At 69.9% G+C, this 25,502-nt stretch carries 21 protein-coding genes; 1 reads left to right on the top strand and 20 read right to left on the bottom strand.

Annotated elements, in window-relative coordinates; genetic code table 11:
• The first annotated feature begins 269 nt into the window (after positions 1–269).
• Positions 270–929 (top strand): tetratricopeptide repeat protein, encoded by a 660-nt coding sequence (locus AN478_RS07575; RefSeq protein ID WP_176758740.1) that lies wholly within the window; start codon positions 270–272, stop codon positions 927–929.
• Here AN478_RS07575 and AN478_RS07570 read toward each other — a convergent pair.
• The 20 genes from AN478_RS07570 to AN478_RS07475 form a co-directional block, all read right to left on the bottom strand.
• On the bottom strand, positions 917–1,675 hold the full coding sequence (locus AN478_RS07570) for a hypothetical protein (RefSeq protein ID WP_054966012.1): 759 nt from the start codon (positions 1,673–1,675) through the stop codon (positions 917–919). The genes AN478_RS07575 and AN478_RS07570 overlap by 13 nt on opposite strands.
• Before the next feature lie 25 nt (positions 1,676–1,700).
• On the bottom strand, positions 1,701–2,672 hold the full coding sequence (locus AN478_RS07565) for a polysaccharide deacetylase family protein (RefSeq protein ID WP_082433000.1): 972 nt from the start codon (positions 2,670–2,672) through the stop codon (positions 1,701–1,703).
• Positions 2,673–2,715: 43 nt separating this feature from the next.
• Positions 2,716–4,065, bottom strand: coding sequence for a putative O-glycosylation ligase, exosortase A system-associated (locus AN478_RS07560; protein ID WP_054966011.1), 1,350 nt, complete (start codon positions 4,063–4,065; stop codon positions 2,716–2,718).
• Positions 4,058–5,245, bottom strand: a complete 1,188-nt coding sequence (locus tag AN478_RS07555; protein WP_054966010.1) for a glycosyltransferase family 4 protein — start codon at positions 5,243–5,245, stop codon at positions 4,058–4,060. The genes AN478_RS07560 and AN478_RS07555 overlap by 8 nt, the downstream gene beginning before the upstream one ends.
• 56 nt (positions 5,246–5,301) lie before the next feature.
• Entirely contained in the window at positions 5,302–6,750 is a 1,449-nt protein-coding gene (locus tag AN478_RS07550; RefSeq protein ID WP_054966009.1) for a glycosyltransferase, read from the bottom strand.
• A 42-nt stretch (positions 6,751–6,792) separates the two neighbouring features.
• Positions 6,793–7,566, bottom strand: a complete 774-nt coding sequence (locus AN478_RS07545; protein WP_054966008.1) for a class I SAM-dependent methyltransferase — start codon at positions 7,564–7,566, stop codon at positions 6,793–6,795.
• Positions 7,567–7,746: 180 nt separating this feature from the next.
• Positions 7,747–9,222 (bottom strand): lipopolysaccharide biosynthesis protein, encoded by a 1,476-nt coding sequence (locus AN478_RS07540; protein WP_074471313.1) that lies wholly within the window; start codon positions 9,220–9,222, stop codon positions 7,747–7,749.
• Between the two features lie 66 nt (positions 9,223–9,288).
• On the bottom strand, positions 9,289–10,137 hold the full coding sequence (locus AN478_RS07535; RefSeq protein WP_054966006.1) for a sulfotransferase domain-containing protein: 849 nt from the start codon (positions 10,135–10,137) through the stop codon (positions 9,289–9,291).
• On the bottom strand, positions 10,137–11,414 hold the full coding sequence (locus AN478_RS07530) for a glycosyltransferase (protein ID WP_082432947.1): 1,278 nt from the start codon (positions 11,412–11,414) through the stop codon (positions 10,137–10,139). Before AN478_RS07530 ends, AN478_RS07535 begins: the two co-directional genes overlap by 1 nt.
• The gene (locus tag AN478_RS07525) at positions 11,414–12,583 is read right to left on the bottom strand and encodes a glycosyltransferase family 4 protein (RefSeq protein ID WP_054966005.1); all 1,170 of its coding nucleotides are present in this window, start codon (positions 12,581–12,583) and stop codon (positions 11,414–11,416) included. Before AN478_RS07525 ends, AN478_RS07530 begins: the two co-directional genes overlap by 1 nt.
• Positions 12,580–14,547, bottom strand: a complete 1,968-nt coding sequence (locus tag AN478_RS07520; RefSeq protein WP_074471312.1) for an XrtA/PEP-CTERM system amidotransferase — start codon at positions 14,545–14,547, stop codon at positions 12,580–12,582. Before AN478_RS07520 ends, AN478_RS07525 begins: the two co-directional genes overlap by 4 nt.
• Complete coding sequence (locus AN478_RS07515) at positions 14,547–15,710, bottom strand: TIGR03088 family PEP-CTERM/XrtA system glycosyltransferase (protein ID WP_054966369.1); 1,164 nt, start codon at positions 15,708–15,710, stop codon at positions 14,547–14,549. The genes AN478_RS07520 and AN478_RS07515 overlap by 1 nt, the downstream gene beginning before the upstream one ends.
• A 35-nt stretch (positions 15,711–15,745) precedes the next feature.
• Positions 15,746–17,320: an exosortase A gene (gene xrtA, locus AN478_RS07510; RefSeq protein ID WP_074471311.1), complete on the bottom strand. Its 1,575-nt coding sequence runs from the start codon at positions 17,318–17,320 to the stop codon at positions 15,746–15,748.
• Positions 17,317–18,576 (bottom strand): TIGR03087 family PEP-CTERM/XrtA system glycosyltransferase, encoded by a 1,260-nt coding sequence (locus tag AN478_RS07505; RefSeq protein ID WP_054966003.1) that lies wholly within the window; start codon positions 18,574–18,576, stop codon positions 17,317–17,319. The genes xrtA and AN478_RS07505 overlap by 4 nt, the downstream gene beginning before the upstream one ends.
• Positions 18,573–19,622: a FemAB family XrtA/PEP-CTERM system-associated protein gene (locus AN478_RS07500; RefSeq protein ID WP_054966002.1), complete on the bottom strand. Its 1,050-nt coding sequence runs from the start codon at positions 19,620–19,622 to the stop codon at positions 18,573–18,575. The genes AN478_RS07505 and AN478_RS07500 overlap by 4 nt, the downstream gene beginning before the upstream one ends.
• On the bottom strand, positions 19,619–20,473 hold the full coding sequence (locus AN478_RS07495; protein ID WP_054966001.1) for an XrtA system polysaccharide deacetylase: 855 nt from the start codon (positions 20,471–20,473) through the stop codon (positions 19,619–19,621). Before AN478_RS07495 ends, AN478_RS07500 begins: the two co-directional genes overlap by 4 nt.
• Positions 20,474–20,477: 4 nt before the next feature.
• Positions 20,478–21,440, bottom strand: a complete 963-nt coding sequence (locus AN478_RS07490) for an XrtA/PEP-CTERM system-associated ATPase (RefSeq protein ID WP_054966000.1) — start codon at positions 21,438–21,440, stop codon at positions 20,478–20,480.
• A gap of 9 nt (positions 21,441–21,449) precedes the next feature.
• A complete protein-coding gene (locus AN478_RS07485) occupies positions 21,450–22,955 on the bottom strand; it encodes a TIGR03016 family PEP-CTERM system-associated outer membrane protein (RefSeq protein WP_054965999.1) in 1,506 nt (501 codons plus the stop codon).
• A 76-nt stretch (positions 22,956–23,031) separates the two neighbouring features.
• On the bottom strand, positions 23,032–23,892 hold the full coding sequence (locus AN478_RS07480; RefSeq protein WP_074471310.1) for an XrtA-associated tyrosine autokinase: 861 nt from the start codon (positions 23,890–23,892) through the stop codon (positions 23,032–23,034).
• Positions 23,889–25,502, bottom strand: coding sequence for an XrtA system polysaccharide chain length determinant (locus AN478_RS07475; protein ID WP_074471309.1), 1,614 nt, complete (start codon positions 25,500–25,502; stop codon positions 23,889–23,891). The genes AN478_RS07480 and AN478_RS07475 overlap by 4 nt, the downstream gene beginning before the upstream one ends.

Here is a 25,502-nt window from a genome sequence, read left to right as displayed (position 1 = left end):
GGGCAGTCCGGGAATTGGAAAGCAACAACGCACGAACCGGGCAACAACGACAGGGGAAAACCGGTATTCCCGGACCTTCCTGCTGATCCGCGTCAAGTAACCCGGTTTTTTGGGATATGGTCCCTGTCCGGGACGGACCTGGCGGTTAGGATGGGATGAGCGCCTTGACCATTTCAGAAAGCGGACCCGCCCATCCAGAGGTTTCCAGCATGGCTTTTACGACCCCTTTTCCTCCCATAACCGACCGGGCTGCCCTTTTCCTGCTTCTCGTGACGCTTTCCGTCCTCCCCGCAGTGGCTCACGCCCAGGACGGAAAGGCGCCGTATATCGGCGAGTCCCTTGATGGACGGGCCTGCTCCAGCTTCGACGGGACCGAGCAGGGGTACGGGCCCTACGACTACCGCAAGTACAGCTCCTCGGACCCCACTCTTAAACGGGTGGAGGACTTCCACTTCACCAACCAGGTCCAGACCCTGGCCGGTGGGGAGAACAGCCAGACCCCCATTGGGGACCTGCATTACACCCTCATGGCCTTCCCCAACCACCACAAGGCCCTGTACGCCATGATCCGGCTCCACACCGGGGAGGACGGGGAGGAATGGACCAGCCATGCCCAGTTCTCCGCCAGCCCCCCGCCGGAGTGCTTCCTGCAACGGGCGGCGGCCTTCACGCCCGAGGACCCCGAGATCCGGCTCCTGTACGGGATCTACCTGCACCGCCTGGAAAAGTCCGAGACGGCGGTCGATAAATACCGGGAAGCCCTGGATATCCAGGAGGAATTCCCCGAGGCCTGGTACAACCTGGGCCTGGCCTACCTGGATCTGGAAAAGTATGAAAAGGCCCGCGAGGCTGCACGCCGGGCTTACGAGGAAGGCTATCCCCTGCCCGGCCTGCGCGAGAAGCTCGCCGAGGCGGGCTATTCCCTCTGATCGGCGGGGGGCGGGGCCGGCCGGCCCTGCCCCTTGCCCAGGCCGTAAGAGGCCGGATCGTCGGCCTCGGGTATGGTCATCCGGTACACCGGCTCCGCCCTTCGGCTGAGGTGGAGGCGGGGGGCGAGGCTGGAGAAGGCCAGCTGCCAATTCCCCAGCCGGAGGAAGGTTACCGTGCCCCATTTCCGACCCCCCAGGCGGTACTGGGAGGCCAGGGAGGGGGTGTTGAAGGCGGAGATGCGGCTGAAGGTTCCCTGCACACCGGTGGCGCGGAAACGGGCGGCCGCCTCGTCCCAGAGCCGGGCAAAAACGGGGCTCAGACGGCGGCGGGGATCGATGTAGACGTCGTAGTCCCAGGCCGCCACCCCACCGGGAGGCAGGCGATAGGTGCAGCGGGCCTCGTCCTCGCGGTATAGGTCCTCGGCGTACCAGAGAAAACCTACCAGCTCCTCGCCCAGGAAGGCGCCCAGGCACCGGTCCCCCGAGTCCATGCGACGCTGCAGCACCTCCCGGGGCCGGGGCATCCGTTCCAGGGCCGCGTCATCGGCGCCGACGGGACGCACTGCGATCCGGGTGCCCTTGCCGGGAGGCAGGAGGGGATCCCGGGGAACCGGCTGCCAGAAGAGGTGGTAGCGGTACAGCCCGGCCCGGCCACCGCTGGCCCGGTCGAGGAAACGGGCCAGGAGGTACAGTCCCCCCTCCCGTGCCCCCATCTGTCGGCGAATGGTTCCCACCTTGCGCAGCATGGCCTTCCCCGAGTGGAAGCGGCTCTCAGGCGTGCTCCGCCAGTGTCTCCCGCGTGTCCCCCGCCCGGGGACCGCGGCCCCGTAACAGATTGCGCAGGAGCCCCAGGTAGAACCCTCGGGGGGTCCCGTTCCAGGGTGTGAAGCGGGGAATCTGGAAGCGGCTCGTCTCCCGGCCTGCAGCCCCCCAGGCGGTGGAAACCGCGGCCTGGAAGCCCGCGGCGCGCACCAGATCCACGTGCTCCGGACCGTAGTCCTCACCGGGCCGGCCGTTGGGATAGGCGAAAAACCGGCATGCCCCCCCCGTGATCTCCTCCAGGTGGGCCTTGCTCTCCGCCACCTCCGCGCGGGCGCGGTCGGGGTCCAGGGTGGAAAGAATGGGATGGCTGCGTGTATGGGCGCCGATCTCCATGCCGGCCCCCGCCAGGGCCCGGACCTCGCCGGGATCCAGCATGAGGCGCGGGGATGGCGGCCCGCCCAGCTCCGCGCCGAGCCCCTCGACGACTCGCTCTCGTTCCTCCAGGGGGCGGTAGCGGAGCTCCTGGATCAGACCCATGCGGGCCTCGCGGCGGGCTTCCTCCCCATCCAGGGGCCAGCGGCCCAGGCCCATATGGCGCAGATCCATCTCCCCCTCCGGCCAGCGACGGACCGTTTCGGTGATTATGTCGTTCCACATCCGCCCGCCGCCGAGGTAGCCGGTGGCGATGAAAAAGGTCGCGGGCACCCCCCACCTGCGCAGGATGGGCAGGGCCACCGTGTAGTTGTCCGCGTAGCCGTCGTCGAAGGTCACGGCCACCGCCCGTGGCGGTAGCGTCCCCCGGGCCAGACCCGCCACGCCCTCGGCGAGCGGCAGGGGCCGGAACTCCTCCGCCAGCAGACCCATCTGCCAGTCAAAGGTCGCGGCGTCCGGGATATCGGGGTCCAGGGGATCGGCCTCTTCGAGCACCCGGTGATAGATGAGCACCCCGAGCCGGCCCCGGCCCCCGCCCGGGGAGAGCATGGCGGCCATGCCGCGCAGGCCGAGGGCAGCGGCGCCTTCCAACTCACACCCCGCGCGGCATCTGGGCCGGCACGGGGGTCGCGGCGCGGGCCGGGGCCCGGGACAACGGGCCCCGTACATCGGAGGCGTGCGCGGCCACCTTTTCGGTGGCTTCGGCGATCTCCCGGCGCATGATGGCGGCGAGGATGACGAAGGTATAGAAGAGGTCGAAGTAGGCCAGGCTCAGGAAGGCCCCCGCCACGGCGTAGGCGATGAGGCCCGTCTGCAGGGCGTCGGCGTACTTCACCATCCAGCCCAGACCCACCCCGGGGGCCTGTTTCTTGATCCTTCGCAGGCTGCCGAAGGTGAAGAACAGGAGCAGGAGGTAGAGGGCCGTGCCCAGGAAGCCGTGCTCGCCAAGCATCTGGAAGTAGTTGGAGTGCGCGGCCCGGGACCGGTTGAAATGCTCGTCCTGCCATTCCGCGTAATCCAGCCACAGGGCGTTCGGGGCCTCCTCCAGCTTGAACCCGGCGCCCAACCAGGGCCGCTCCAGGGCCACGTTCCAGCCCACCTGCCAGGCCTGGATCCGCTGCATGGCCGAGCGGTCTTCCTCATACTGTTCGATGCTCTCGGCCCGCTCCATAAGCCGCTCGGGAATGAAGTCCGGCGCCTTGTAGGCCGCAGGGATCAGGAGCAGAAAGAGCAGGAACTTCCGGTTGGCCTTGATCAGCATGATCGGCAGCACCACGGCCAGACCCAACAGCGCCCCGCGGGAATAGGTGAACAGCGTGGCGATCACGGTGAGGACCACCACCCCGTAGATGGCGCGCCGCCCCCACGTGCTATCCACCTCCCGGGCCAGGGCCACCAGCAGGGGAAGGACCATGAGCAGGGCCAGCCCCAGGGCGGTGTTGGCGCCGATGAAGGAGGGTTCGGGCCCTTTGACCCGGTACTGGCCCCCGGTGCTGGCCACAAACGCCGCCCCCTTGACCCCGTAGAAGGCCAACGAGCCGGCCACTACCACCAGCAGGGCCAGGATGCGCTTCCTCCCGTAGATGAGCATGGTGGTGACCAGGGCGAAGGCCAGGATCTTCATCACCTTCTCCCATTGAGGCCACGCGGCCTCCGGCACCCAGGCCGTGAAGGTGGTGATGGTGAACACGATCATCAGGAGGATGATCAGCACCGTCTCCCGGGTGAGGGGAATGGGCTTGCGATCCGAATGCAGCCACATGGCCACCAGCGTGAGGGAGCCGAAGACCAGGGCCACGGGGAGGTCCTGGGCAACCCCCCAGCCCAGGCGGTGGGGGTTCATGAAGCCGACCCAGGACCAGACCAGCACCCCCGTCCAGGGACGCACCAGAACGAAGGGGATGAGGCTGGCGAAAATGACCAGTAGGGCTGCATCACGCATAGGCGCTTCGCTCTCCGTGCTTGGCCGCGGTCTCCAGCATCAGGGCCTCGAGCTCCCGGGCCTTCTGCTCCCAGGTGTAGTGCTCCACCACCGTCTCCCGCCCTCCCCGGCCGAGCGCCGCGCGCTCCTCCGGAGCCCGAAGCAGGCGCACCACCGCCTCGGTCATCTCCTGCGGGCCGTCGGCCACCACCGCGTTCCTGCCCTCCCGTACCTGGAGGCCGCCGAAGCTCAACCGGGTACCCACCACCGGTCGCCCCATGGCCCAGGCCTGGAGGATCTTGTTCTTGATGCCCGCGCCCTTGCGCAGGGGGGACACGAAGACCGCGCCCCCGCGGAGGTAGGGGCGCAGATCCTCCACGAATCCGGTCACCTCCACCCCCGGCCCCTGCAGCGCGCGCACCTCCTCCGCCGGGTCCTTCCCCACCACCCGGAAGAGGGCCTTGGGGACCCGCTCACGGATGCGCGGCAGCACCCGGTTCACGAAGTACCGGACGGCGTCCACATTGGGCGGAAAGGACATGTTTCCCTCGAATACCAGCACCGGATCCTCCGGCTCCTGCCCATGCGGGGCGAAATACTCGGCGTCCACGCCGTTCTTCACCACCCGCACCGGGACCCACGGACAGATACGGCCGAACATCTCCGCGTCGGGCTCCGCCACCACCAAGCAGGCATCCCCCTGGCCGTAGTACCGGCGCTCGAAGCGGTAATGCATGAAGGCCCGCTTGAGCGCCTGGAGGCGCCGTCGCATGGGTACCTGGCTTTTGGCCTCGCGCAGCAGGGTGAGCACCACGTCGTCTACCAGGTCCATTAGGACAGGTACCCGGCCGAAGGGGACACTGGGAATCACCCTCTCCCCGGTCATCCAGATCAAGTCGTAATCGATTTCCGCCAGGAGGCCCTCCAGGCGCTCGGTGACCCGGCCGTCCTCCGGGACCATCTCCTCCAGCGACAGGCTCTTCCACCACCCTCGCCTCCCGCCCCGTGCCGGATCCTCCCGGGGCAGGATCTCGATCCGCCCGAAGAGGCGTTCCAGGGGCTCCGGAAGGGGCCGGTCGTCCAGACACAGGAGATCGAAGTGGTGCCTCCCGGACAGGGACCGGACGTAGTTGAAGATGCGCAGACGCTGGCCGTGGGAGAGCGGATAGGGAAGCTCGTCGGCCAGGACCAGGATTCTCATGGGACCTCCCCACCGGAACGCGCTTGAATGGATGGCGGGACGCCCACCGCGGCCTCCTAGGCCCGGCCGGCCGGCAGGGCCGCGAGGACCCCGGCCAACGTCCCGGCCAGGGCATGCCGGTCGAACTGCCGGATGTAGTCCCAACGGGGCTCCACGCGGGGGGCGCCCGGGCCGCGGGCGAGTCGCTCCAGGGTCCGCATGGCGCCGTCCACGTCGGAATAGTCGAGGATCCAGGCGGTATTGGCGGCCCGCAGGATCTGGGCCTGCGCCCCGGAGCGGGGAATCATGGCCAGAATGGGCCGTCCCGAGCGCATGTACTCGAAGGATTTCCCGGTGATGGTGTCGCGGTGGCACGGCGCGCTGAACAGGAGCAGCACGTCGGCCTCGGCCTGCTCGCGCAGGCAGCGCTCATGGCTCTGGGTGCCCAGCAGCTCGACGTACGGCTCGAGACCGTGCCCGGCGATGGCCGACTCCAGCCGCGAGAGCTCGTGGCCCGCGTAGCCGACCAGACGGACCTGGAAACGCCCCATCAGGTGGGGATGGCGTTCCTTGAGCCGGCCCAGCGCCTCGATGAGGGGAAGCGGGGACACGGAGGCATCCATGGCCCCGGTATAGACGAGCCGGAGCACGTAGCGGTCCCGGTCCCCCGCCCGGGGCATCCCCGAATCCTTGCTGGGGTCGTAGCCGTTGGGGATCCAGGCCATCTTCTCGCGCAGCCACTCCCCGTGCTGGCGGCACAAGGCCTCCTGCCAAGCGGGCGAGGTGACCACCACCCGGTCGGCCTCTCGCAGCACGACCGCCTCCAGGTGCCGGTCGCGGAAGGCGTGCCACCGGCTCCGGACCCGGCGCCCGGGGCGCTCCACCCAGAGGTCGCGGAAATCGGCCACCCAAGGCAGGCCGGTACGGCGCTTGATCTTGAGGCCCGCCACATGGCTGGAGTAGCTGGGGCAGCTGGTAAGGAGCACGTCCGCCCCGCCTTCCCCGGCGATCCGCACGCCCCGACGCGCCGCCGCATCGGCCCAGGGCCGGGAGGAATCGGGGACGTACCAGCCGTAATCCAGCCCGTCGTGGAGCCACTGGCTTACCGCCTTGCGGGCCCGTTCGGCGATCCCCGCCCCTTGGCCCGCCTCCTCCCGGGACGGTGTCCATTCCGCCTCCCCGGCGGCGTGGATGTCATAGGGCCGGGCCCCCAGGCGGCGTCGCCGGACCGCGAAGGGGTCAGGGCTGGGCACTCGTTCGATGGCCAGGTCGGGAGGCAGATGGGCGAGCTCGCCGGAATCGATCCAGCCCATGTCCTCCACGGCACGGGTGATGACCCGGCAGCGCCAACCGAAATCGGGAAGGTGCCGGACGAAGCTCTGCACTCGTTGGGTGTTGGTCCCGGCCAGCGGTGGGAAGTCGGAGGTCACGATGAGCAGGGTGCCGATATCCGTTTCCGGCCCCTTCCCCTCCTCCTCCCCGGGATGGTGCGCCTGGGGGTCCCGGCGGGTGCGCCCCTCGTTCATTTCCGCGCCCACCCGGCCATGGGCAGGCCGAAGGCCGGAGCATCACTGGGCATCGGGGGCTTCTCCCTTGAGCACGAAGGCATGGCACAGCAGTCGACCCGCGCCGGGGACATGATCCAGGGTTCGCGCCGCCCAGGACCGGTTGAATAGGCGCTGGAGCCGGCTCCAGCCCTCCGGCATCACGGGAACCCAGTACAGTTGGATGTTCCGGACGCCCTCTCGCCGCAGCATGCGGGCAAGCCGACGGGGGGACTCGAATCGCACCTCCTCCGGGTCCCCCCGGACCCTTCTGGCGGCGCGCGCCCAGAGATCGAAGGCGCTGCCCCCGTTCAGGCCATCGAGCCAGACCTCCCCGCCACCGCGGACCACCCGGGTCAGCTCGGCCACCAGGGCGTCGGAGGCGGACAGGGCCTGCGTGACCCCGAAGCACAGGGCTCCGTCCAGGCTGTCATCGGCCAGGGGAAGCCTTCCGGCGTCCCCCTGGGTCCAGAGCGTGTCGCCACCCCCCCGGGAACGCCCCTTCTGGATGGTGGGCAGGGAGTAATCCAGGGCCAGGACGCGCTTCCCCCGCCGCTCCAGATACCGGGTATACGTCCCCGCCCCGCAGCCGGCGTCCAGCCACAGGGCGCCGTTTTCCTCCGGGGTCCAACGCAGGCGGAAATGAGCCAGGCGGGCCTCCAGGCCGTGCTGGCTCCAGCCCGCGATGGCGGCGTCGTCCTCCTTATCCGCGAAGCGCTCGAACCGCTCCCGCCATTTCCGCTCGAAGTCCCCATCCAGCCATTGGGGGTCCGGTTTCTCACAAGGGTCCGTGGACATGCACGCTTTCCATGGCCGGGGATGGCGGCCCCCGGACAGCCCTTCCCCCGGAACGGGGGATGACCGGAAGGCCCGAGTCCCATTCTTATCAGCCCCCGCGGACACGGGGTATCCGTGCGTCCACCGTCTCCCCTACGGACCCGCCCTTGCTCCGTAAGGGCGGGGGATCCCGAGGTGGGATCAGCCGTAGCGCTGGAAGGCGGGCATCCAGGCCCGGAACTGGCCGAGCACATACTCCTCACCCCCGTCGGGGCTTCCGGCCATCTTCCACTGCACCAGCACCGTGGCCGCGTACAGCAGCGCGCCCCCCGCCACCAGAGCCGCCACATCCGCCCCCGGGGGAACGCCATCCAGGTAGGGCTCGGCCGCCTGAAGGCCGGCGGCCATCACCAGCGTGGCGGCCACGGGCCGCCAGAGCACCGCGGCCAGGTCCCCAAGCCCCAGGGACAAGGACCGCTTAACCACCCACAGCCGGAACGGTACCAAGAGGAAGTTCACCCCCAGGTACGACCACGCGGCGCCCATTACCCCCCAGCGGGAAACCGCGTACACCAGGGCCGGGATCAGGATCCCGACCTTGATGGCGTTGAAGATCGTGGCGATATGGGGCTGGTTGAGGGCCAGATGGATGCTCATGTTGACCACGGCCAGAGCCTGGGCCATGCCGGAGACAGCCAGCACCTGCATGACGGGAATGGCGCGGTCCCACTGCCCGCCCAGAAGCAGGGGCACCAGGAAGGGCGCCAGCAGGGCCAGGCCGGTGGCGGCCGGCATGGCAAGAAGAGCCACCAGCGACAGGGCCTTCAGATAATAACGGCGCAAGGTGGCGGGCTCGTTCTTGACCTTGGAGTAGCCCGGAAACAAGGCCTGGTTCAGGGGCTTGACCAGCTCCACGGTGGGGAGATTGGCGATCTCTTGGGATACGCTGTAGATGCCGATGGCGGAGGCCCCGGACAGCTTGCCGATCACGATGGGGCCCGACTTCCGGTCGAAATAGGACAGGATGCTGGACAGGAACAGCCAGGCGGAGAAGCCGAACAGGTCCCCGAGCCTGGCCAGCGACGGCCGCGGCCGGAACGGGCTGACCCAGTAGGACATGGCCGTGAAGGTGGCCACCCCCAGGGCCATGCCGAACACCAGGGCCCAGTAGCTGCGCAGGTACACCGCCAGGGAGACCGTCACGAGGAAGGCGAGGACCTTCTGGGTGACCTGGAGGCGGAAGATCTTCCCCATCTGGAGCTCTTTCTTGAAGAACTCGATGCCCGGGTTGTAGGCCCGATCCACCAGCGCCACCACACCCAGCACATAGACGATCCCCTCCAACCGGGGCTCCTCGAAGAACCCCGCCATGGGCTTGGCCAGCAGGGCCAGGGCCGCCAGCGCGAGGAGCCCGAAGGCCATGTTCATCGTCCAGGCGGTGTCGTAATGCCGTCGGTCCGCGTCGTGGCGCTGGATGATGGCCTCGCCGAAGCCGAAGGCGCCCAGGAACTCCACCAGGGCGTAGATGGAGGTGGCCAGCGCCACCAGGCCGAAATCCTCGGGCGTGAGCAGACGGGCGACGATGATGGTGCTGATCATGCCGATGCTTCTGACCACCACCCGCATGCCCACCATCCAGGCCGCCCCGGTGGCTATCCTTCCTCCTATGTCGGACATGAACGGGCTGTATCCTCTGGTGCGGACGGGGGATGGCGGCTCCGGGCCGGGAGGAGCGGGTTGCCCCTACTCTTGCCCGATGCCGATCCCCGTGAGCTCCCTAAACCTCCGGTTCTTCGGCGCGAACCACGCTTCCAGCTCCTCCCGGTGCCCGCTATCCAGGGGCGGGATCTCCTTCGTCAGCGCCCTGCCGACGGCGCGGTAGGCAGATTCCGGCATGACCCGCCTCGCCAGATTCGCAGCCCGCTTCAGACTGCGGTCGTCCTGGAGGATGCGGTACAGATAGCGGCCCACCCCGTTGAAGGTGTAGGACCGGTTCTTGTGCAGCGCGGGCAGGTCCTCCTCCGCCACCCGGGGCACGCCGATGAAATCGAAGCATTCCCCCGCCACCCCTTGGGCATCCCGCCACAGATCCTCGGCGCGCACGATGAGGATCCGCTCCAGGGGGAAGTACGGCAGGTACCGTTCCAGCTGTCCCGCGTAGTCGCTGGCCGCCAGGTACATCGGGTCCTGAGCGATGGCCTCCCGGAAGGGCAGGCGCTCGTAGCCCAGGCGTACGTCGTGCCAGTAGGCGGAATAGCTGCGGGCCACCGGCTCCCGGACCACGTAGATCAACCGCGCTTCCGGGCTCAACTCGTGCAGCCGCTCGGGGACCCCGGCCAGGGGCGTATCCCGCCCCAGCGTGCCCAGGGGATCCGTCGAGTAGCTGGTGGAGGCATCCAGCAGCACCCGATCCTCCGGGCCGTCGAAGCACTCCCGGTACCACTCCAGCCCCAGCTCCCGGTTCTGGGTGAGGAAATGGGGTTCCTTGGGCCGCGACAGGCTGATCTCCGGATGGCTGTCCAGGACCTCCGCCAGCGTCGTGGTCCCGGCCTTCGGCGCCCCGATCAGGAACAGGTCCGGTGGAAAGGCCATCAGCTCCCCTCCTCCACCGGCGCCGCCACCTCTCGGAATTCCTCCACCAGCATGGCAACCCGGTCCTCCCAGCCGTTGCGCTCGGCGTACGCCCGGATCATCCCCCGGTCCCAGGTGGTCCCCAGGGCCTCCTCCAATTGGCTCCGCAGTTCCTCCGGGTCCCCGAAGGGCACGATGCGCCCCACCTCCCGTCGGGAGACCACCTCCCGGTTGCCGCCCACGTCCGTGGTCACCACGGGCAGCCCGCAGGCCATGGCCTCCAGGAAGACGTTGGCCCACCCCTCGTGGCTGGTGGCCAGCACGAACAGGTCGGCGGCGGATAGCGGCCCGCGCAGCCGCTCCGGCGGCAGCGGGCCGAGGAAGCGGACCGTGTCCTCCAGACCCAGCTGCCGCGTCCGCTCCTCGAGGTAGGCCCCGAGGTCCCCCTCCGGACCCGGGCCGCCGACGATGAGGTATTGCAGCCCGGGATGGGCCTCCCGCAGTGCCGGCAGCACCTCCAGCACCCGGTGGAACCCCTTGCGCTCCACCAGCGCGCCCACCGAAATCAGGACCGGGGCCTCCTCCGGGATTCCCAGGTCCCGGCGGGCCCGGCTCCGGTCCTCGGGCCGGAACTTCTCCGCGTCCACCCCGTTGGGGATCACCCGGGTACGGCCGGCCGGCGCTCCCATATCCTCCGCCAGCGCCCGGAGGGAGGCGGACACCGCGAATACCCGATGGCTGCGCTTCATGGCCCCGCGCAGCAGGACCCGCCCCACGGGGGAACGGGTCAGGGGCGGTTCGGTCCCGCGTAGGGTCACCGTCACCGGCATACCCAGCCAACGGCCCAGCCAGCCCGCCGCGTAGCCGTCGGGATAGGCGAAGTGGGCGTCGAGGACCTCGCCGCCCCACTCCCGCCGCAGGCGACGGACCGTGCGGAAGGCGCCCAGGGCCTGGAACAGGCCGTCCAGACTCTTGGCGACGCCGGGCACCGAGAAATAGCGGGGGAACAGGACCTGCACCCCGTCCTGCCACTCGTCGCTCGGCCTTGGCGGCCGGAAATGCGGCCGGAAGCGGCGGATCGCCCCCTGGAAGGGGAACCAGGGCACGGGGCTGACCACCACCATGGGCAGGTGCCGGGCCACCCGGAACATGCGCTCGCGGATGAACAGCCCGGCCCCCGGGTCCCCCGCGTGGGGAAACAGCTGGCTGAGAACCACCACGCGAGGCCCCTCCCCGGAGGGGCCGGGCGCGTCGGCCCCGCCCTCGCTCCGCACCGGTCGGCTGCGCTCCAGCAGCATCACGTGGCCTCCGGGGCGTGGCGGTCCACCACCGCGAGGACCCGCCGGGCGTTGGCTTCCCAATGGAACCCCTGCTCTTCCACGGCGCGGGCGGCGCGCATGGACAGGGCGTTGCGCAGTCCGGGATCCAGGGCCAGGCGGGTGAGCTGGGCGGCGAGCTCCTCCACGTTACCGGGTCGGAACAGCAGGCCCTGCCGGCCATCCCCGACCACCTCGGCGATGTTGGGCCGGTCCGGGGCCACCACGGGCCGGCCGGTGGCCAGGTACTCGAAGAGCTTGATCGGCGAGGCGTAGGGGGTAACGTCGGGCTGGACCGCCACGTCCATGGCGGCCACGTGGCCGGGCACCGCCTCGCGGGCCACGGCGCCGGTGAACACCACCCGGTCCGCCAGGCCCAGCTCCGCCGCCCGCGCCCGGAGCTCCGGAACGGCGGGGCCGTCCCCCACCAGCAGGAGCGCGGCGTCCTTCCGTTGCGCCACGACGCGGGCGAAGGCCTCCACCAGGTCGTGCACCCCGTGCCAGGGCCGGATCCAGCCCACGAACCCGATGACGAAGCGGTCCTCCAGCCCCAGCTCCCGCCGCACCGCTTCGCCGTCCACGCCGGGATGGAAGCGCTCCCGGTCCACGCCGTTGGGCACCACCAGGAACCGCTCCTCCGGCAGGCCGCGGCGGACGAACAGGTCCCGCATGGCGGCGGAGACCACCACCGTCCGGGTGGCTCCGGCGCACAGCCGGTCCTCCACCCGCCGGGCTAGGCCCTGGAAGACCAGGCCACCGTGGTCCTTCATCTCCTGGCTGAGCGGGGCATTCACCTCCAGGATGAAGGGGACCCGGAATATCCCGGCGGCCAGCCTCCCGGCCACCCCGAACAGGGCGTACCGCTCGTAGACGAAATCCGGGCGCCACCGCAGGATCGCGGCCGCCAGGGCGAAGAAGGCCGGCACGTTGTAGCCCAGGGCCAGCACCTCGTAGAGCCAGTGCGGCAGGGGCAGACCCAACAGGGTGGCGTTGTCCCGCTTGCCGCTGTCGCTGCGGCCGCCCCCGGCGGGCAGGGGCGGACCCATCAGCCGCACTTCGTGGCCAAGGCCCTCGAAGGCGCGGCACAGGGCCGTGATATGGACGCCCTGGGCGTCCTCCCCGCGGGTGCGGTGGTGGTACAGAATCCTCATGGCGACGACTCCGGCTGGCTCGCGGCCGGCCGCGGCCGGCCGGCGGCAGGGGCCGCGCCCGGGTACACCGGCTCCCGGTCCAGCTGCCGCAGAAAGGCCGCGAACATGAGCAGGGACCACAGCACCGCGCCGTGGTCCCACTTCCCGGACTGGTGCTCCTCCAGGATCCGCTCGAGGGCCGCCCGGTCGAACAGCCCGGTGTCCTGCAGGTCCGGCCCGAGCAGGGCCTCCCGGACCCGGTCCCGCAGGGGCCCGCGGAACCACCGATCCACCGGCACGGCGAACCCCATCTTGGGCCGGTACAGCACCTCGTCCGGAAGATAGGGCCGCAGGGCCTTCTTGAAGAGGTATTTGCCCTCCCCCTGGCGGTACTTGTAGCGGGGAGGCAGCGCCGCCGCCCACTCCACGAATTCGTGGTCGAGCACGGGGACCCGCACCTCCAGGGAGTGCGCCATGCTGGCCCGGTCCACCTTGGTCAGGATGTCGCCCGGGAGGTAGGTCTTCATGTCCAGGTACTGCACCTGGGACAGGGGGTGGTCCGGGGCCCGGCGGGCGTGGCCGCGCAGCACCTCCACCGCGTGATAGCCCTGCAGGTCCCGGCGCATCCGGTCGCTGAACATCGCCCGCCGGATGCCCTCCGGCACCACCCCCATGTTGTCCAGGTAGGCGTCCAGGCTATCCCGGGCCACCGACTCCAGGGTGGCCTTGGCCCGCAGGACGCGGGGCGCACGGTTGAGCTTGGGGTAGACCCGGGCCAGTGCCCCGAACAGGGGACCGCGCAGGGCCTGGGGTACGCGCCGCCGGACCTGCTCCTCGTGGACGTGCCAGCGGTAGCGCCGGTACCCCCCGAAGCTCTCGTCGCCGCCGTCCCCGGACAAAGCCACGGTCACCCGCTTCCGGGCCTGTTCGCAGACCCGGTAGGTGGGCATGGCGGAGCTGTCGGCGAAGGGCTCGTCGTAGATGCCGGCCAGGCGGTCCACCAGATCGAAATCCGAGGGGTCCACCTCCGACACCGTATGGTCGGTGCCGTAGCGCTCCGCCACTCGCGCCGCGTGGGCGGCCTCGTTGTAGCGGGGGTCGCCGAAGGAGATGGAGCAGGTCCGCACCGGCTCATCGTCGGCCCGGGCGAGCATGGCCACCACCGCGCTGGAGTCCACGCCGCCGGAGAGGAAGGCTCCCACGGGCACATCGGCCACGCGCCGCATGCCTACCGCCTCCGACAGCTTCTCGGTGAGCTCTTCCGCCACGCTGTCCTCCGCCGGCCGGGAGTCCCCCTCGGCGAAGGCCACATCCCAGTAGGCCTCCGGCTCGGGGACGGGCTGCCCCCGGCACACCATCAGGCGGTGGGCCGGCGGGAGCTTGCGGACCCCCTTCAGGATGGTGCGGGGATCCGGCACATAACCGAAGGCGAAGTACTCCTCCACCGCCGCCGGGTCCAGGTCCCGGCTCACCCCGGGGTGCGGCAGCAGGGCCTTGAGCTCGGAGGCAAAGGCCAGAGTCCCGTCATCGAGCAGGGCGTAGTACAGGGGCTTGATGCCCATGCGGTCCCGGGCCAGAAACACGCTTTGCCGGTCCCGGTCCCAGATGGCCAGGGCGAACATCCCCCGGAACCGGTGGACGCAGTTCGGTCCCCATTCCCGCCAGGCCTGCAGGACCACCTCCGTGTCGCACCGGGTGCGGAACCGGTAGCCCCGGTCGCGCAGCTCCCCGGCCAGCTCCCGGAAGTTGTAGACCTCGCCGTTGTAGACCACCGCCACCTTTCCGTCCTCGCTGAACAGCGGCTGGTCCCCGCCGTCGAGGTCGATGATGGCCAACCGGCGGTGGCCGAGGCCGATCCCGGGCTCCACATGGACCCCGCCCCCGTCCGGTCCCCGGTGGTAGAGCCGTTGGTTCATGGCCTCCACGAGGCCGCGATCCATGGGCCGCGTGTCCCGCGTGTCGAACAGCCCCACCAGACCACACATCAGCGTGCTCCTCCTTCGGGAATGGGTCCGCCCGCCAGGGGACCCGCCCCCTGGCCGAGCAGCCGGCGGTAGACGCCCAGGTAGGCCGCCACCATGGCCTCGATGCTGTAACGCTCCTCCGCCCGGGCCCGGGAGGCACGGCCCATGGCGGCCCTCCGGTCCGGGTCCGCCAGGGCCTCGGCCAGGGCCTCTCCGAGAGCCCGCGGGTCGCCGGGGGGAACCAGCACGCCGGTCTCGCCGTCGACGATCAGCTCCGGGTTGCCACCCACCCGGGTGGCCACCACCGGCACGCCGCAGGCCATGGCCTCCAACACGGTGTTGGAGATGCCCTCCGCCAGAGAGGGGAGCACGAACAGGTCGAGGTCCGGCAGGATCTCCGCCACATCCGCCCGCTCCCCCGGCAGCCAGGCCCGATGGGCCAGGCCTGCGGCCTCCAGCTCCTCCCGGGCCTGGCCACGGAGGGAGCCGTCTCCGAGCATGACCAGCCGCGCCTTTGTCTCGCCCTCCTCCTCGTCGCCGGCCACCCGGATGAAGGCCCGCACCAGGGCGAGCGGATCCTTCTCCCCCTCCATGCGGCCCACCCAGCCGATCACCGGGGCCGCCGGAGGGAACCCGGCCCGGCCCCGCAGGGCCCCGCCGTCCCCAACCGGCCGGAAGCGCCCCACGTCCACGCCGTTGCATATGCGGGTCATGCGTTCCGGCGGCACCCCGATGGCCCCGCCCAGGTAGTCCTCCAGGTCCAGGGACAGAGGGATGAAATGGTGGACCAGGGGGCGCAGCGCCCGCCGCAGCATCCGGTAGCGGCGGCTGGCCCCGCCCAGGTCCGCCATGTCCCAGCCGTGCTCGCCGTGCACCCGCCGCCGGACCCCCGCCAGGGCCGCCGGCAGCTGGGCCTCGATGGCCGCCAGGTTGCGGGTATGGACCAGATCCGGCCGCAGCGTCCGCAGGAGCCGCCAGAGCCGCCCGTACAGGCCGGCGTCCAGCCCCGGGTGCTTGTGGAGGGCATAAACCTCCACCGCGGGATCGAGGCGGGTGGCGAAGTCCGAGTACCCCTCCAGGCAGATCACGACGTGCCGCAGGGCCCCCGCCGGGGTCCGGTTAATGAGGTTCACCAGGCCGTTCTCCATGCCGCCCACGCGCAGGGAGTGGATCACGTGGGCCACCAGCGGCGGGCTGCGGTCCTGAACGGCCCCGGCCATCACCTCCCCCCTTCGCTCAGGATCCGCACCACCCGCCCTTCGCGGGTCAGCTCGGGATGCTTCGCCAGGAAGCCGGTTACCCGCTTCCGGGCCTCCCCCGGATCCCCGGCGTAATCGGCCGCCACGGCGATGAGTGTGGCATCGGGCCGCCCTCCCCTGACCCGCTCCCAGGCCATCCAGACCTTGCCCATCACCGAACGGGCGGTGATGTGGCCGCCGACGTCGAACCACTGCCACACCAGCCGCCGGTCCTCGGGTCCGCGTAGCCGGAGCTCCCGGACCCCCAGCTCGCCTCCCTTTCCGGGGAGGTCCAGGCGGGTTCGGCCTTCCCCGCTGCGGAGCCAGCGCTTCCCGTCGTACAGATGGTTGCCGGAGGCGATCAGCTCCTCGCCCTGACGCTGGTCGTAGTAGTGGATGAGAAGCACCTGGACGGACCCCTCCGGGGATCGGTAAACGCGCCGCAGGGTCCGGTCGGCGCCCCGGAAGGCCGGGCGCCAGCCGTCGTCCACGGGGAAGGGCCCGCTCCACGGATCCTCGGCGGCAGGGAGATCGAGGCTGGTGGCCTTGATGGGCGTGCCCGACCGCTCCAGCCACCCGGCCCCGGCGGGAGCCGCCCCCGCCACCGCCAACACGACCAGCCCGGACAGCGCCAGGGTCACGGTCCCCCGCCCCCCGCCCTCCGGGGCCTCCCCCTTCGGGGCCTCCGGGACCCCGGATTCGGCGTCCCGCCACAGCCCCCCGACCCAGAACAGCAGGACCATAACCACGCCAAAGAACACCCAGCCATAGATGAGGTGATCCACCCCCGTGGCCAGGGTCATGTCGCTCCAGCGAGCCAGCATCACGATGCCGTAGGCGCGGAGGCCGTTGGCCACCACCGGCACGGCCGCGGCGGCGGCGACGAAGGCCAGGCGGCGCCAGAGGGAGCGGTAGTTCAGGTAGGCGAACAGGGTGCCGATTGCCAGGGAGGCGATCAGGTAGCGGATGCCGCTGCAGGCCTCGGCCACCTCGAAGCGTCCCTCCGGGATGGAGAGGTAGTGGCCCTCGCGGTACACCGGCACCCCCGACAGCTGCAGGCCGGCGACACTGAAGTCCGCCGTGAAGCCCTGGAGGATGGGCACCAGGCCCTCGCCCAGGGGCACCGCGAACAGGAGGAAGCCCAGGGGGAAGGCGGCGGTCCGGAGGAACGGCAGCCCGAGCAGCGCCCAGAGCCCGGCGGGGACCATGGCCACGAAGGTCAGATGCTGCAGGAACAGCACATCGGCCTGCCGGGCCACCAGCCAGGTGACCGCCAGCAGGGCCAGGGCGAGCATCCCTCGCAGGTCCGGCTCCAGGGGCAGCCCCGCCAGGGCCCGCCGTCGGCGCCACAGGAAATAGGCGGACACCGGCAGCACCAGCATGCCGTGGGCGTAGGTCTCGGAACGCCACCAGATGGCGGCCATGGACAGGGCGGTCTCGTGGTAGAGGCCCACCAGCCCCGCCAGGAGGAGCAGGGCCAGGAGGAGGGGGCGCATCTCGGCCCGGCTCCCGGGGCCGGCGACCGCCTGGATCCCTTCCGGGGCCGGCACCCTCATCCTTCCTCCCCCACCGGCACCTGCGCCGGCGCCGGCACGGCGCCGGCCACGGGCTCGTCCTCTAGCAGGGACCGGAAGCGGGCCAGGTGCGCCTCCCAGGCGTAGCGCTCCGCCACCCAGGCGCGCAGTGCGGGGCCCGACACCGGCGGGTTCTCGGAGAGGGCCGCCAGGGTCGCCTGGCAAAGAGCCTCCGGATCGTCCCCCACCAGGGGGTAGTCAACGAGCCCCTCCAGCCCGTCCAGGGCCGCCCCCGTGGCCACCACCGGCCGGGCCATGGCCATGGCCTCCAGCACCTTGTTCTGGATGCCGCGCGCCACCCGGAGAGGCGCCACGGCCGCATCCGCGTGGGCCAGATAGGGCCGGATGTCGGGGACCGTTCCGGTCACCTCGATCCCCGGACGCGTCCCCAGCCCCAGCACGGCGTCCGTGGGCCGCGCCCCCACCACGAAGAAGCGGGCCGCCGGCAGCCGCTCCCGGATGCCCGGCCAGACCCCCTCAGCGAACCAGGTCACCGCGTCTACGTTGGCCCAGTAGTCCATGGCCCCCGTGAACACCAGGATCGGCCCCGTATTCGGATACGGATCCCGCAGGTCCGCGCCGGGGGTGAAATGCTCCACGTCCACCCCGTTGCCCACAGCGGCAAGCCGTTCCCCGGCCTCGGGGACCTCCGCCTCGAGAAGCTCCCGCTCCGGCCGGGTCACCAGGACCGTGGCGTCGAAGTCGAGGGCCGCCCGCCGCTCGTGCTCCAGCAACCGCCGCCCCTCCCGGCGGAAGATCCAGCCCATGGGGCCTGGCCGCATGCGGCCGTACTGGGCCCACTTGGCCGAGTCCACATCCACCATGTCGAGCACCCGGCGGGCCTCCGGGGTCCGTTCCCCCGGCACGTACTGGGCCATGGCCGAGGAGAACACCATCACCCGCCGCGGCTTCACCGCGCGGAGCGTATCGCGAACCCAGGCGTCCATGCGCCGGTCCTGGTAAAAGGGGAGCGACAGGGGGCTCCCCGCCATCAGGCCCCTCAGGCTCCGGAGCCGGGCCCGGCCCCGGCCCAAGGGCACCAGCTCGGTGGCGGCGCAGTACCGGGCCGTCTGCTTGGCGTACCTCCAATCGGCCGGATCGTCCACGAAGGCGCCCAGGTGGATGTCGTAGTACCGGCTCAGGTACTCCAGCAGATGGAACGAGCGGATCTTGTCCCCCTTGTTGGGGGGATAGGGAATCCGGTGCGCCAGAAACAACAGGGGGGGCTTGCCGGTCATCCGAGATTCCGCGCGATCACGGGCCCGATCACCCGGGCCATGGGCAGGGGCAGGCGCTTCCAGGCGTCCACGAAGACGCGGTAGCGGGGGTTGGAGGGACTCACGTCCGGGATCTCCTGCCCCCGCACCAGGTGGTATTCGTAGTACAGGGGCTCGGGCTCGAATCCCCAGTGCTTCTTGAACCGGTAGGAGCCCGTGTCCCGCTTGCTGCGGCCGTAGTCGAAGACGGCGTAGCCCCGCTCCACTGCCCGGCGCATGAGGTCCCAGTACATGAAGTCGTTGGCCTTGAGGTCGCGGGCCGCCGGCCCTCCCCCGCCGTAGTAGGGCAGCACCTCGTCCCGGAAGTAGAAGGACAGCACGCTGCTTACCGCCTGCCCCCGGTGCTCGATGGTGAGCACCTCGCAGTCGTCGCCGAACACCTCGCGCAGCGTGCGCAGGTAGCGCTTGGGGAACACCGGCGTACCCAGGTTCCGTACGCTCTCGGCGTACAGGGGGTAGAAGCGCTCCAGGTCGTCGTCGACCACCCCCTCCAGGCCGGCCTCCATGCCCTTGCGGATCATGGCCCGCTGCTTGCGGGGGATGGCCTTGAGGTTGGCCTCGGGATCGGGATCCAGGGCGCGCCGGAAATGGACGTACCGTTCGCTCTGGGTGGGCCAGTCCGGATTGCGCGGGGCCTCCTGGCGCAGCTCCAGATGGTCCACGCCGAGGCGGTCGGCGAGGTCGCAGGCCGCCCGCTCCAGGGCCGCCCGGGTCTCCTCGCTCCTGCCCACCACCCCGGCACGCACGCAGAAGGGCAGGGAAATGAGGGCATCCCCGAACAGCCGGCTGCGGATGCGGCCCAGGGGCAGGATCCCGTCCACCTCCCCGTTGCGCTCGGCGAACAGGAAGTGGGCGCGGTGGCCAAGCCCCTCCTCGAGAACACGCCGCCACCCGGCGCGATGGAAGAAGGTGGCCTCGGGCGCAGCGTCGACGAAGGCGTCCCAGCGCGCCTCCTCGCCACTGCCCATCTCGCGGATGACCGGATCGGTGATCCCGGTGACCGTCATGCCTGCTCCTCTTCGAGAAAGATCCGATCCATGCGCTCCCACCGGAAATCGTCGAGCAGGCGCCGGAGGCGGGGCTCGGTCCGGTGGAGGTTGACGTAATGGCGGAAGCGGGTCCGCAGGGCGACTCCCCGCTGGCGGGGCTGTTCGGGGTCGATCTCCCAGGGGTGGAAGTAGAAGACCGCCGGCCGCCCCTCCCTCCGGTTGATACGCCGCAGGCCCCAGCGGAAGTAGGCATAGGGCAGCAACCGGAAGAAGCCGCCGCCCCCGCAGGGGAGGTTTCGCCCCCCCGCTTCCACCGTGGAGACGGGCACCTCGATCAGGTCCCCCCCGGCGGGCGCGTGGGCGAAGCGCGGCGCCTCCGGCATGCCGTAGAGATCGTGTCGGATGGGGTTGACGCTGGAGCTGTAGCGGTGGCCTTCCTCGCGCAGCACGTCGAAGGCCCAGGTGCTGTCCCGGCCGATGGAGAAGCTGGCGGCCCGGTATCCCCGCACGGCCTGCCCGGAGGTGTCCTCGAGCAGGGCCTTGGCTCGCTGGACATCGGCGCGGAATTCCTCCGGGGACTGCTCATCGACCCGGATGTGCCCGTAGCCGTGGCTGGCCACCTCGTGGCCGTTGTCCGCCAGCCTTCGCACCAGGTCCGGGTAGCGGTCCGCCACCCAGCCGAGCACGAAGAAGGTGGCCCGCGCCCCGTGGTCGGCGAAGAGCTGGAGGATCCGGTCGGTGTTGCGCTCCACGCGATGCGGCAGGCGGTCCCAGTCGGCGCGATCGATGTGCCCCGCGAAGGCGGAAACCTGGAAATAGTCCTCCACGTCCACGCTCAGGGCGTTGGAAATCGGGCCGGAATCTTCCATGCCCCTACCCGTAGCGCTCGGCGAGGGCCTGGTTCAGGCCGTCGCGGGTGGCGCTAAGGGCCTCCTCCAGGAGCTCGATACGCCGTTCCAGGCGGGCCATGCGGGAGCCCCCCTCGGCGGAGCTTCCCTCCCCTTCCGCCTCCTCCTCGTCCTGAAGCTCCAGGTTGAGCTCCTGGGCCACGGCCTCCACGGTCTCCACCGAGATCTCGTGGAGCCCCTCCAGGTAGCCGTACAACAGGAGGCGATCGCAGAAGGTGTTGATGGAGCGCGGCACCCCCCGGGTAAACTGGTGGATGCTCTGGAGAGCCTCGTCCGAGATGGACGGATCGTGCTGCCAGCCCACGTTGCCCAGCCGGTGCTCGATGTAGCTGCGCGTTTCCTCCTCCTCGAAGGCCGTCAGGTGGCAACTGGCGATCACGCGCTGGCGCATCTGCTCCAGCCGGGGGGAGGCCAGGGTGTCCCGGAACTCCGCCTGGCCTAGCAGGAAGCTCTGAATCAGCGGCTGCTCGCCGTCGAGGAAGTTGGAGAGCATGCGCAGGGATTCCAGGCTCCGCGCGGGCAGGTTCTGGGCCTCGTCCAGCAGCAAAAGGACCCGCCGCCCCTCGCGCCGCTGCTTGCGCAGGTAGGACTCGAACTTGCGCAGCAGGGCGGCCTTGCTCAGGCCCTCGTTCTCCAGCCCCAGGGCCCCGGCCACCATCCGCAGGAGGTCGTCCGGCTCCAGCTGGGTCATGACCAGCTGAGCCGCCACCACGTTACGCTGGCGCTTGAGCTCGGCGAGCAGCATCTGCACCAGGGTGCTCTTGCCGGTGCCCACCCCGCCGGTAACCACCACGAAGCCGTCGCCCTGCCCCAGCCCGTAGCGCAGATAGGCCAGGGCCCGGCGGTGCCCCCGGCTGCCGAAGAAGAACCGGGGGTCGGGGCTGAGCTGAAAGGGCTTGGCCTGCAGGTTGTAAAAGGACTCGTACATGGTGCGTACCTAGAAGACCTTCGTGAGAAGCAGGGTGACCGAGTTCTGCCGGTACTCGGCGCTGGACTGGTTGGAGTCCCGGCGCAAGTACTGGTAGTCCACGGAGGTGGTCAGCTGCCGGCGCAGCTCGCGGGCCAGCCGCACCCCGAACCGCCAGATGTCGTCCTTCCGGTTCCCCTGAAAGGCCAGGTCGTGGTGGTCCCAGGACAACCGGGTGATGGCCCGGGTCCGGGGGGCCACCCGCCAGGTCCAGCCGGTGCCCGCGCCGTAGCCCTCTTCCTCCAGTCCAGTGCGCTGGTAGTCGCGGGACTCCTGGTACGCCGAGAGCCGGAACTGGCTCTTGCCGGTATCGGCGGTGACGTCCGCGGTCCATCGCTTGCGCAGGAAGACATCCTGGACCTGGAGGGAGAAGGGCACCTCCAGGAGAATGGGATTGCCCTGCTCGTCGGTGATGGTGTTGCCGCTGGGGTCCGTGACGCGCAGATTCAGCGTGTCGGCCTGGAGCTGGGACTCGGTCTCGATGGTCTCCGAATACCCCACCTGCCAGTTCGTCCGCCGGGTGGCGTGCTGCAGGCTGGCCCGCCAGGTATTGCCGAAATACCGCTCGCCGTAGGCCCCTTCCAGCGCGGTGCGGGGGGTCGGGTTGAAGCGCATCCCGGCCTCCCAGAAGTCGCTGCTCAGGTCCCCCCCCGTGGCATCGGTCTCGTAGTCGTTGTCCTCGTACCCGTACACCCCGAAGACCTCGGTCTTGGCACCGAGGCGGTGGCTGAGCTCGCCGGAGACCCGCTCGAAGGTGCGGTCGGGCCAGTCCTCCAGGCGCTCCTCCTCGCGGTAGTAGCTCGCCCGCCAACCGAGGTCGTTGTAGCGCTCCCCGCTGTCCAGGGAGGCGCTCACCCCGTTGCTCTCCGAGTCGGACAGGGACTGGGTCTCGTAGTCCACCCGGTTGTAGGTGTACCGGGCCCGGGCGTCGGCGAAGCTCCCCAGCCGCTGCACGTAATTGGGGCTCACCTCGTAGGTGGCCACATCCGTGCGATTGGCCGTGGGCACCAGGTTGGACTCGGGGACGGCACCCAACGGGGAGATCAACTGCTGGGTGTAGGAGGCGGCCCCGTCCAGAAACAGGTGGTTGCGCCACAGCTCCCCGGTCCCGTTGGCCTCCAGCTGGTGGAACACCCCGTCGCTTTCCGGGTTGCGCACGTAGAAGAGGCTCTGGGCCTGGTAGTCCAGGAAGGCCCGGGTCCGGCTTCCGTCCCGCTCCACCCGGATCCCCGGGGTGATCTGGGAGATCAGGTCCCACTCCTCCTCGCCCGGCGGGGCGAGGGCGAAGTTGTCGCTGATGGTCTCCCCCAGGGTCAGCCGCGGAGCCACGACCCACTCCCCGGTGCGCTCCTCGGGCTCCGTGCCCTCATCGGCCCCCTCGCCGAAGGGGGTGGCGCCGAACAGGGCGCCCGTGCCCTGCGCCGACACCCCCTGCCCCAGCACGGGAGCCGGCGCCGCGAGCGCGGTTACCACCATGGCGATTACCCTTCCCCCCTTGAACGGGGCAGAGGCGGGGGCGGCGAGCATGGAGGACGAACGACGACCGGCGCGCTCAGCCGTACTGGCCATAGTAGCCGCCGTAGTAGGAGCCGCTGGCAAATCGTTCACCCTTGTTCAGAAGCGAGCCGACCCACTGGTTCTCCGTATCGAGCAGGCCCATGGCCTCGTGCACGAGGTGCTGGGGAGTCCGCCCGGACTCCACCACCAGGAGCACCTGGCCAACGGACCCCGCCAGCACGGTGGACTGGCTCGTAACCAGCAAGGGCGGCGAATCGAAAAGCACGATCCGGTCGGGGTACCGCTGCGACAGCTCTTCCGCCACCTGGGCCATCTGGCCGCTCGCCAATAGCTCGGTGGCATGGGGATGACGCTTCCCCGCCGGGATCATGGTCAGACGCGGCATATCGGTGCGTAGCAGGGCCTCGCTGACATCCCGGTCCGGGTCCTCCAGGAGGTCCGAGAATCCCGTCATGTCCCGCCGCGCCAGCCAACGGGTTAGGGAGGCCTCCTCCAGGTCGCCGTCCACCAGCAGGACCGTGTGGTCCAGCTCCATGGCCATGCTCACGGCCAGGTTGAAGGCGGTGAAGGACTTGCCCTCCCCCTGGAGGGCGCTGGTGACCATGACCAGGTTGCTCCGGGCCAGCGTCCGGCGCTCCTCATGGAAGGCGTTCATGAGCAGGGGACGCTTGATCAGCCGGTATTCCTCCGCCAGGCGGCTGTCGGTGTCCGTGGGAGTCAGGAGCCCCCGCCGGCGGAGCCGCTTGAAGGGCAGCTGGATGTCCACATCCTCCGCGGCCCGTTCGCCGCCCGCCTTGCGGGACTGCTTCTCCTGGACCTCCTCCCCCCCGGTGGATTCCATATCCAGGGCGGGACTGCCCCCCATCTGGTCCATCGCCTTTTCTATGCTGCTCATAGGGAAATCCCCCACGCGTTGAGCCAAGTCTCTACGGGTCCTGTTCCCCAGAAGGCAATGGCCATGGCCACCCCGTAGGCGAGCAGCAGCAGGACCATCCCCAACAGGTACAGCAGGCCTTCGGTTCGCTTGCGGGCCGCGGTGGCCCGGGTGCTTACCCTGGACACCGTCCCCAGGACCGGCAGACCCGTGGCCTCGAACAGGCTCCTACGGGAGTCGAAAACCGGCCGGATCTGGGCCATGAGCACCCCCAGGACCATGCCCGCCCCCACGCTGCCGAACAGGCCGCCACTCACGAGCAGGGCCCGGTTGGGGGCCACGGGCTCGACAGGGGTCTGGGGCGGATCCACCACCTGGAACTTCACGTCGTCGCTGCTGCGCCCCGCCTCCTCGGAGATCTGGGCGCTCTGCAGGCGCGCCAGGAGCTTCTCGTAGTTCTCCTTGTTCACCCGGTAGGTGCGGTTGAGCTGCGCCAGCTTGGCCTCCACCTGAGGAATGGTGTCCACCTTCTCCTTCAGGGTTTCCACCTGCTCCTCGAACCGCTCCTTCCGGGCCCGCAGGGAGGCCACCTCCGCCTTGGCCTCGGCAAGGGCGGTGCGCAGGTTCTGGTAGTACTCGTTGGCCGCCAGGTTAGCCTCGAAGCCTCCGCTGTCTCCGCCCTGGTCGACCGCCGCCACCTGCTGGGACTGTTGGCCTTCCTGCTGTTCCTTCAGGTTCTCGATGGTGGCCTGCAGGTTGCGGACATCGGGGTGCTTGTCGGTGTACTGCAGCCGGAGCTGGTCCAGTTCCTGCTGGAGCTGGGAGACTCGCTGCTGGAGCTCGCTCGGTTGCCCCGTTCCGGCCGGGGACTGCGCGGTGCGCTCCATCACCCCATAGGTGGGCTTCTCGCCGGCCAGCTGCTCCTCAAGGACATCCCGCCGCTTCTGGGCGGTTTCCAGCTGGAGCCTGGCCTCCTCGAGCTGGGCCTGCTTGCCCTGCAGTCGCTCGTAGTAGTCCCCGCGCTCATCGGGCATCTCACCTGTGTGCTTGCGCTTGAAGTCCATCAGGCGCTGCTCGGCCTCTTCCAGGCGCCGCTCGTATTCCTTGAGCTTGTGCGTCAGGAACTTCTGGGCATTGGCCGAATCCTGCCGGGTATCGCCCAAGCTCTCCTCCACGAAGAGGTCCAGTAGGGTCTGGACCACCCGCTCGGCCCGCTTGGGGTCGGAATCGCGGTAGGTGATGTCGTAGAGGTTGAACTCGCTGGTGGCATCGATCTCGATCCGCTCCCGGAGCCCGTCGATTAGGTCCTCCATGCCCTTCCGGCCGTTGACCTGAAGGTCCAGGTCCGTCGCCCGTGCCACCTTCTCCAGGTTGGGGCGGCTGAGCAGGGTCCGGGCCATCAGGCGGACCCGCTCCTGGGTGTTGGTCTCCACCACCATTCCTTCCAGCAGGGGCTTGAGCACGGAATGGGTATCCACGTGGACGCGGGCATCGGCCTCGTACTTGTCCGGCAGGTAGTACACCAAGGCCCACGAGGCGAGAGCGATGGCCCAGGCCGTGAGCAGGGCGGACCAGCGGAAGCGCAGGACGCCCCGCAAATAGGTCATAAGCTGGCTTAGCATTTCGTGCAT

The sequence above is a fragment of the Thiohalorhabdus denitrificans genome (assembly GCF_001399755.1).
GTDB lineage: Bacteria > Pseudomonadota > Gammaproteobacteria > Thiohalorhabdales > Thiohalorhabdaceae > Thiohalorhabdus > Thiohalorhabdus denitrificans.
Note: the sequence above shows the minus strand (reverse complement) of the source record. Positions and strands in the feature narration are given on the sequence as shown.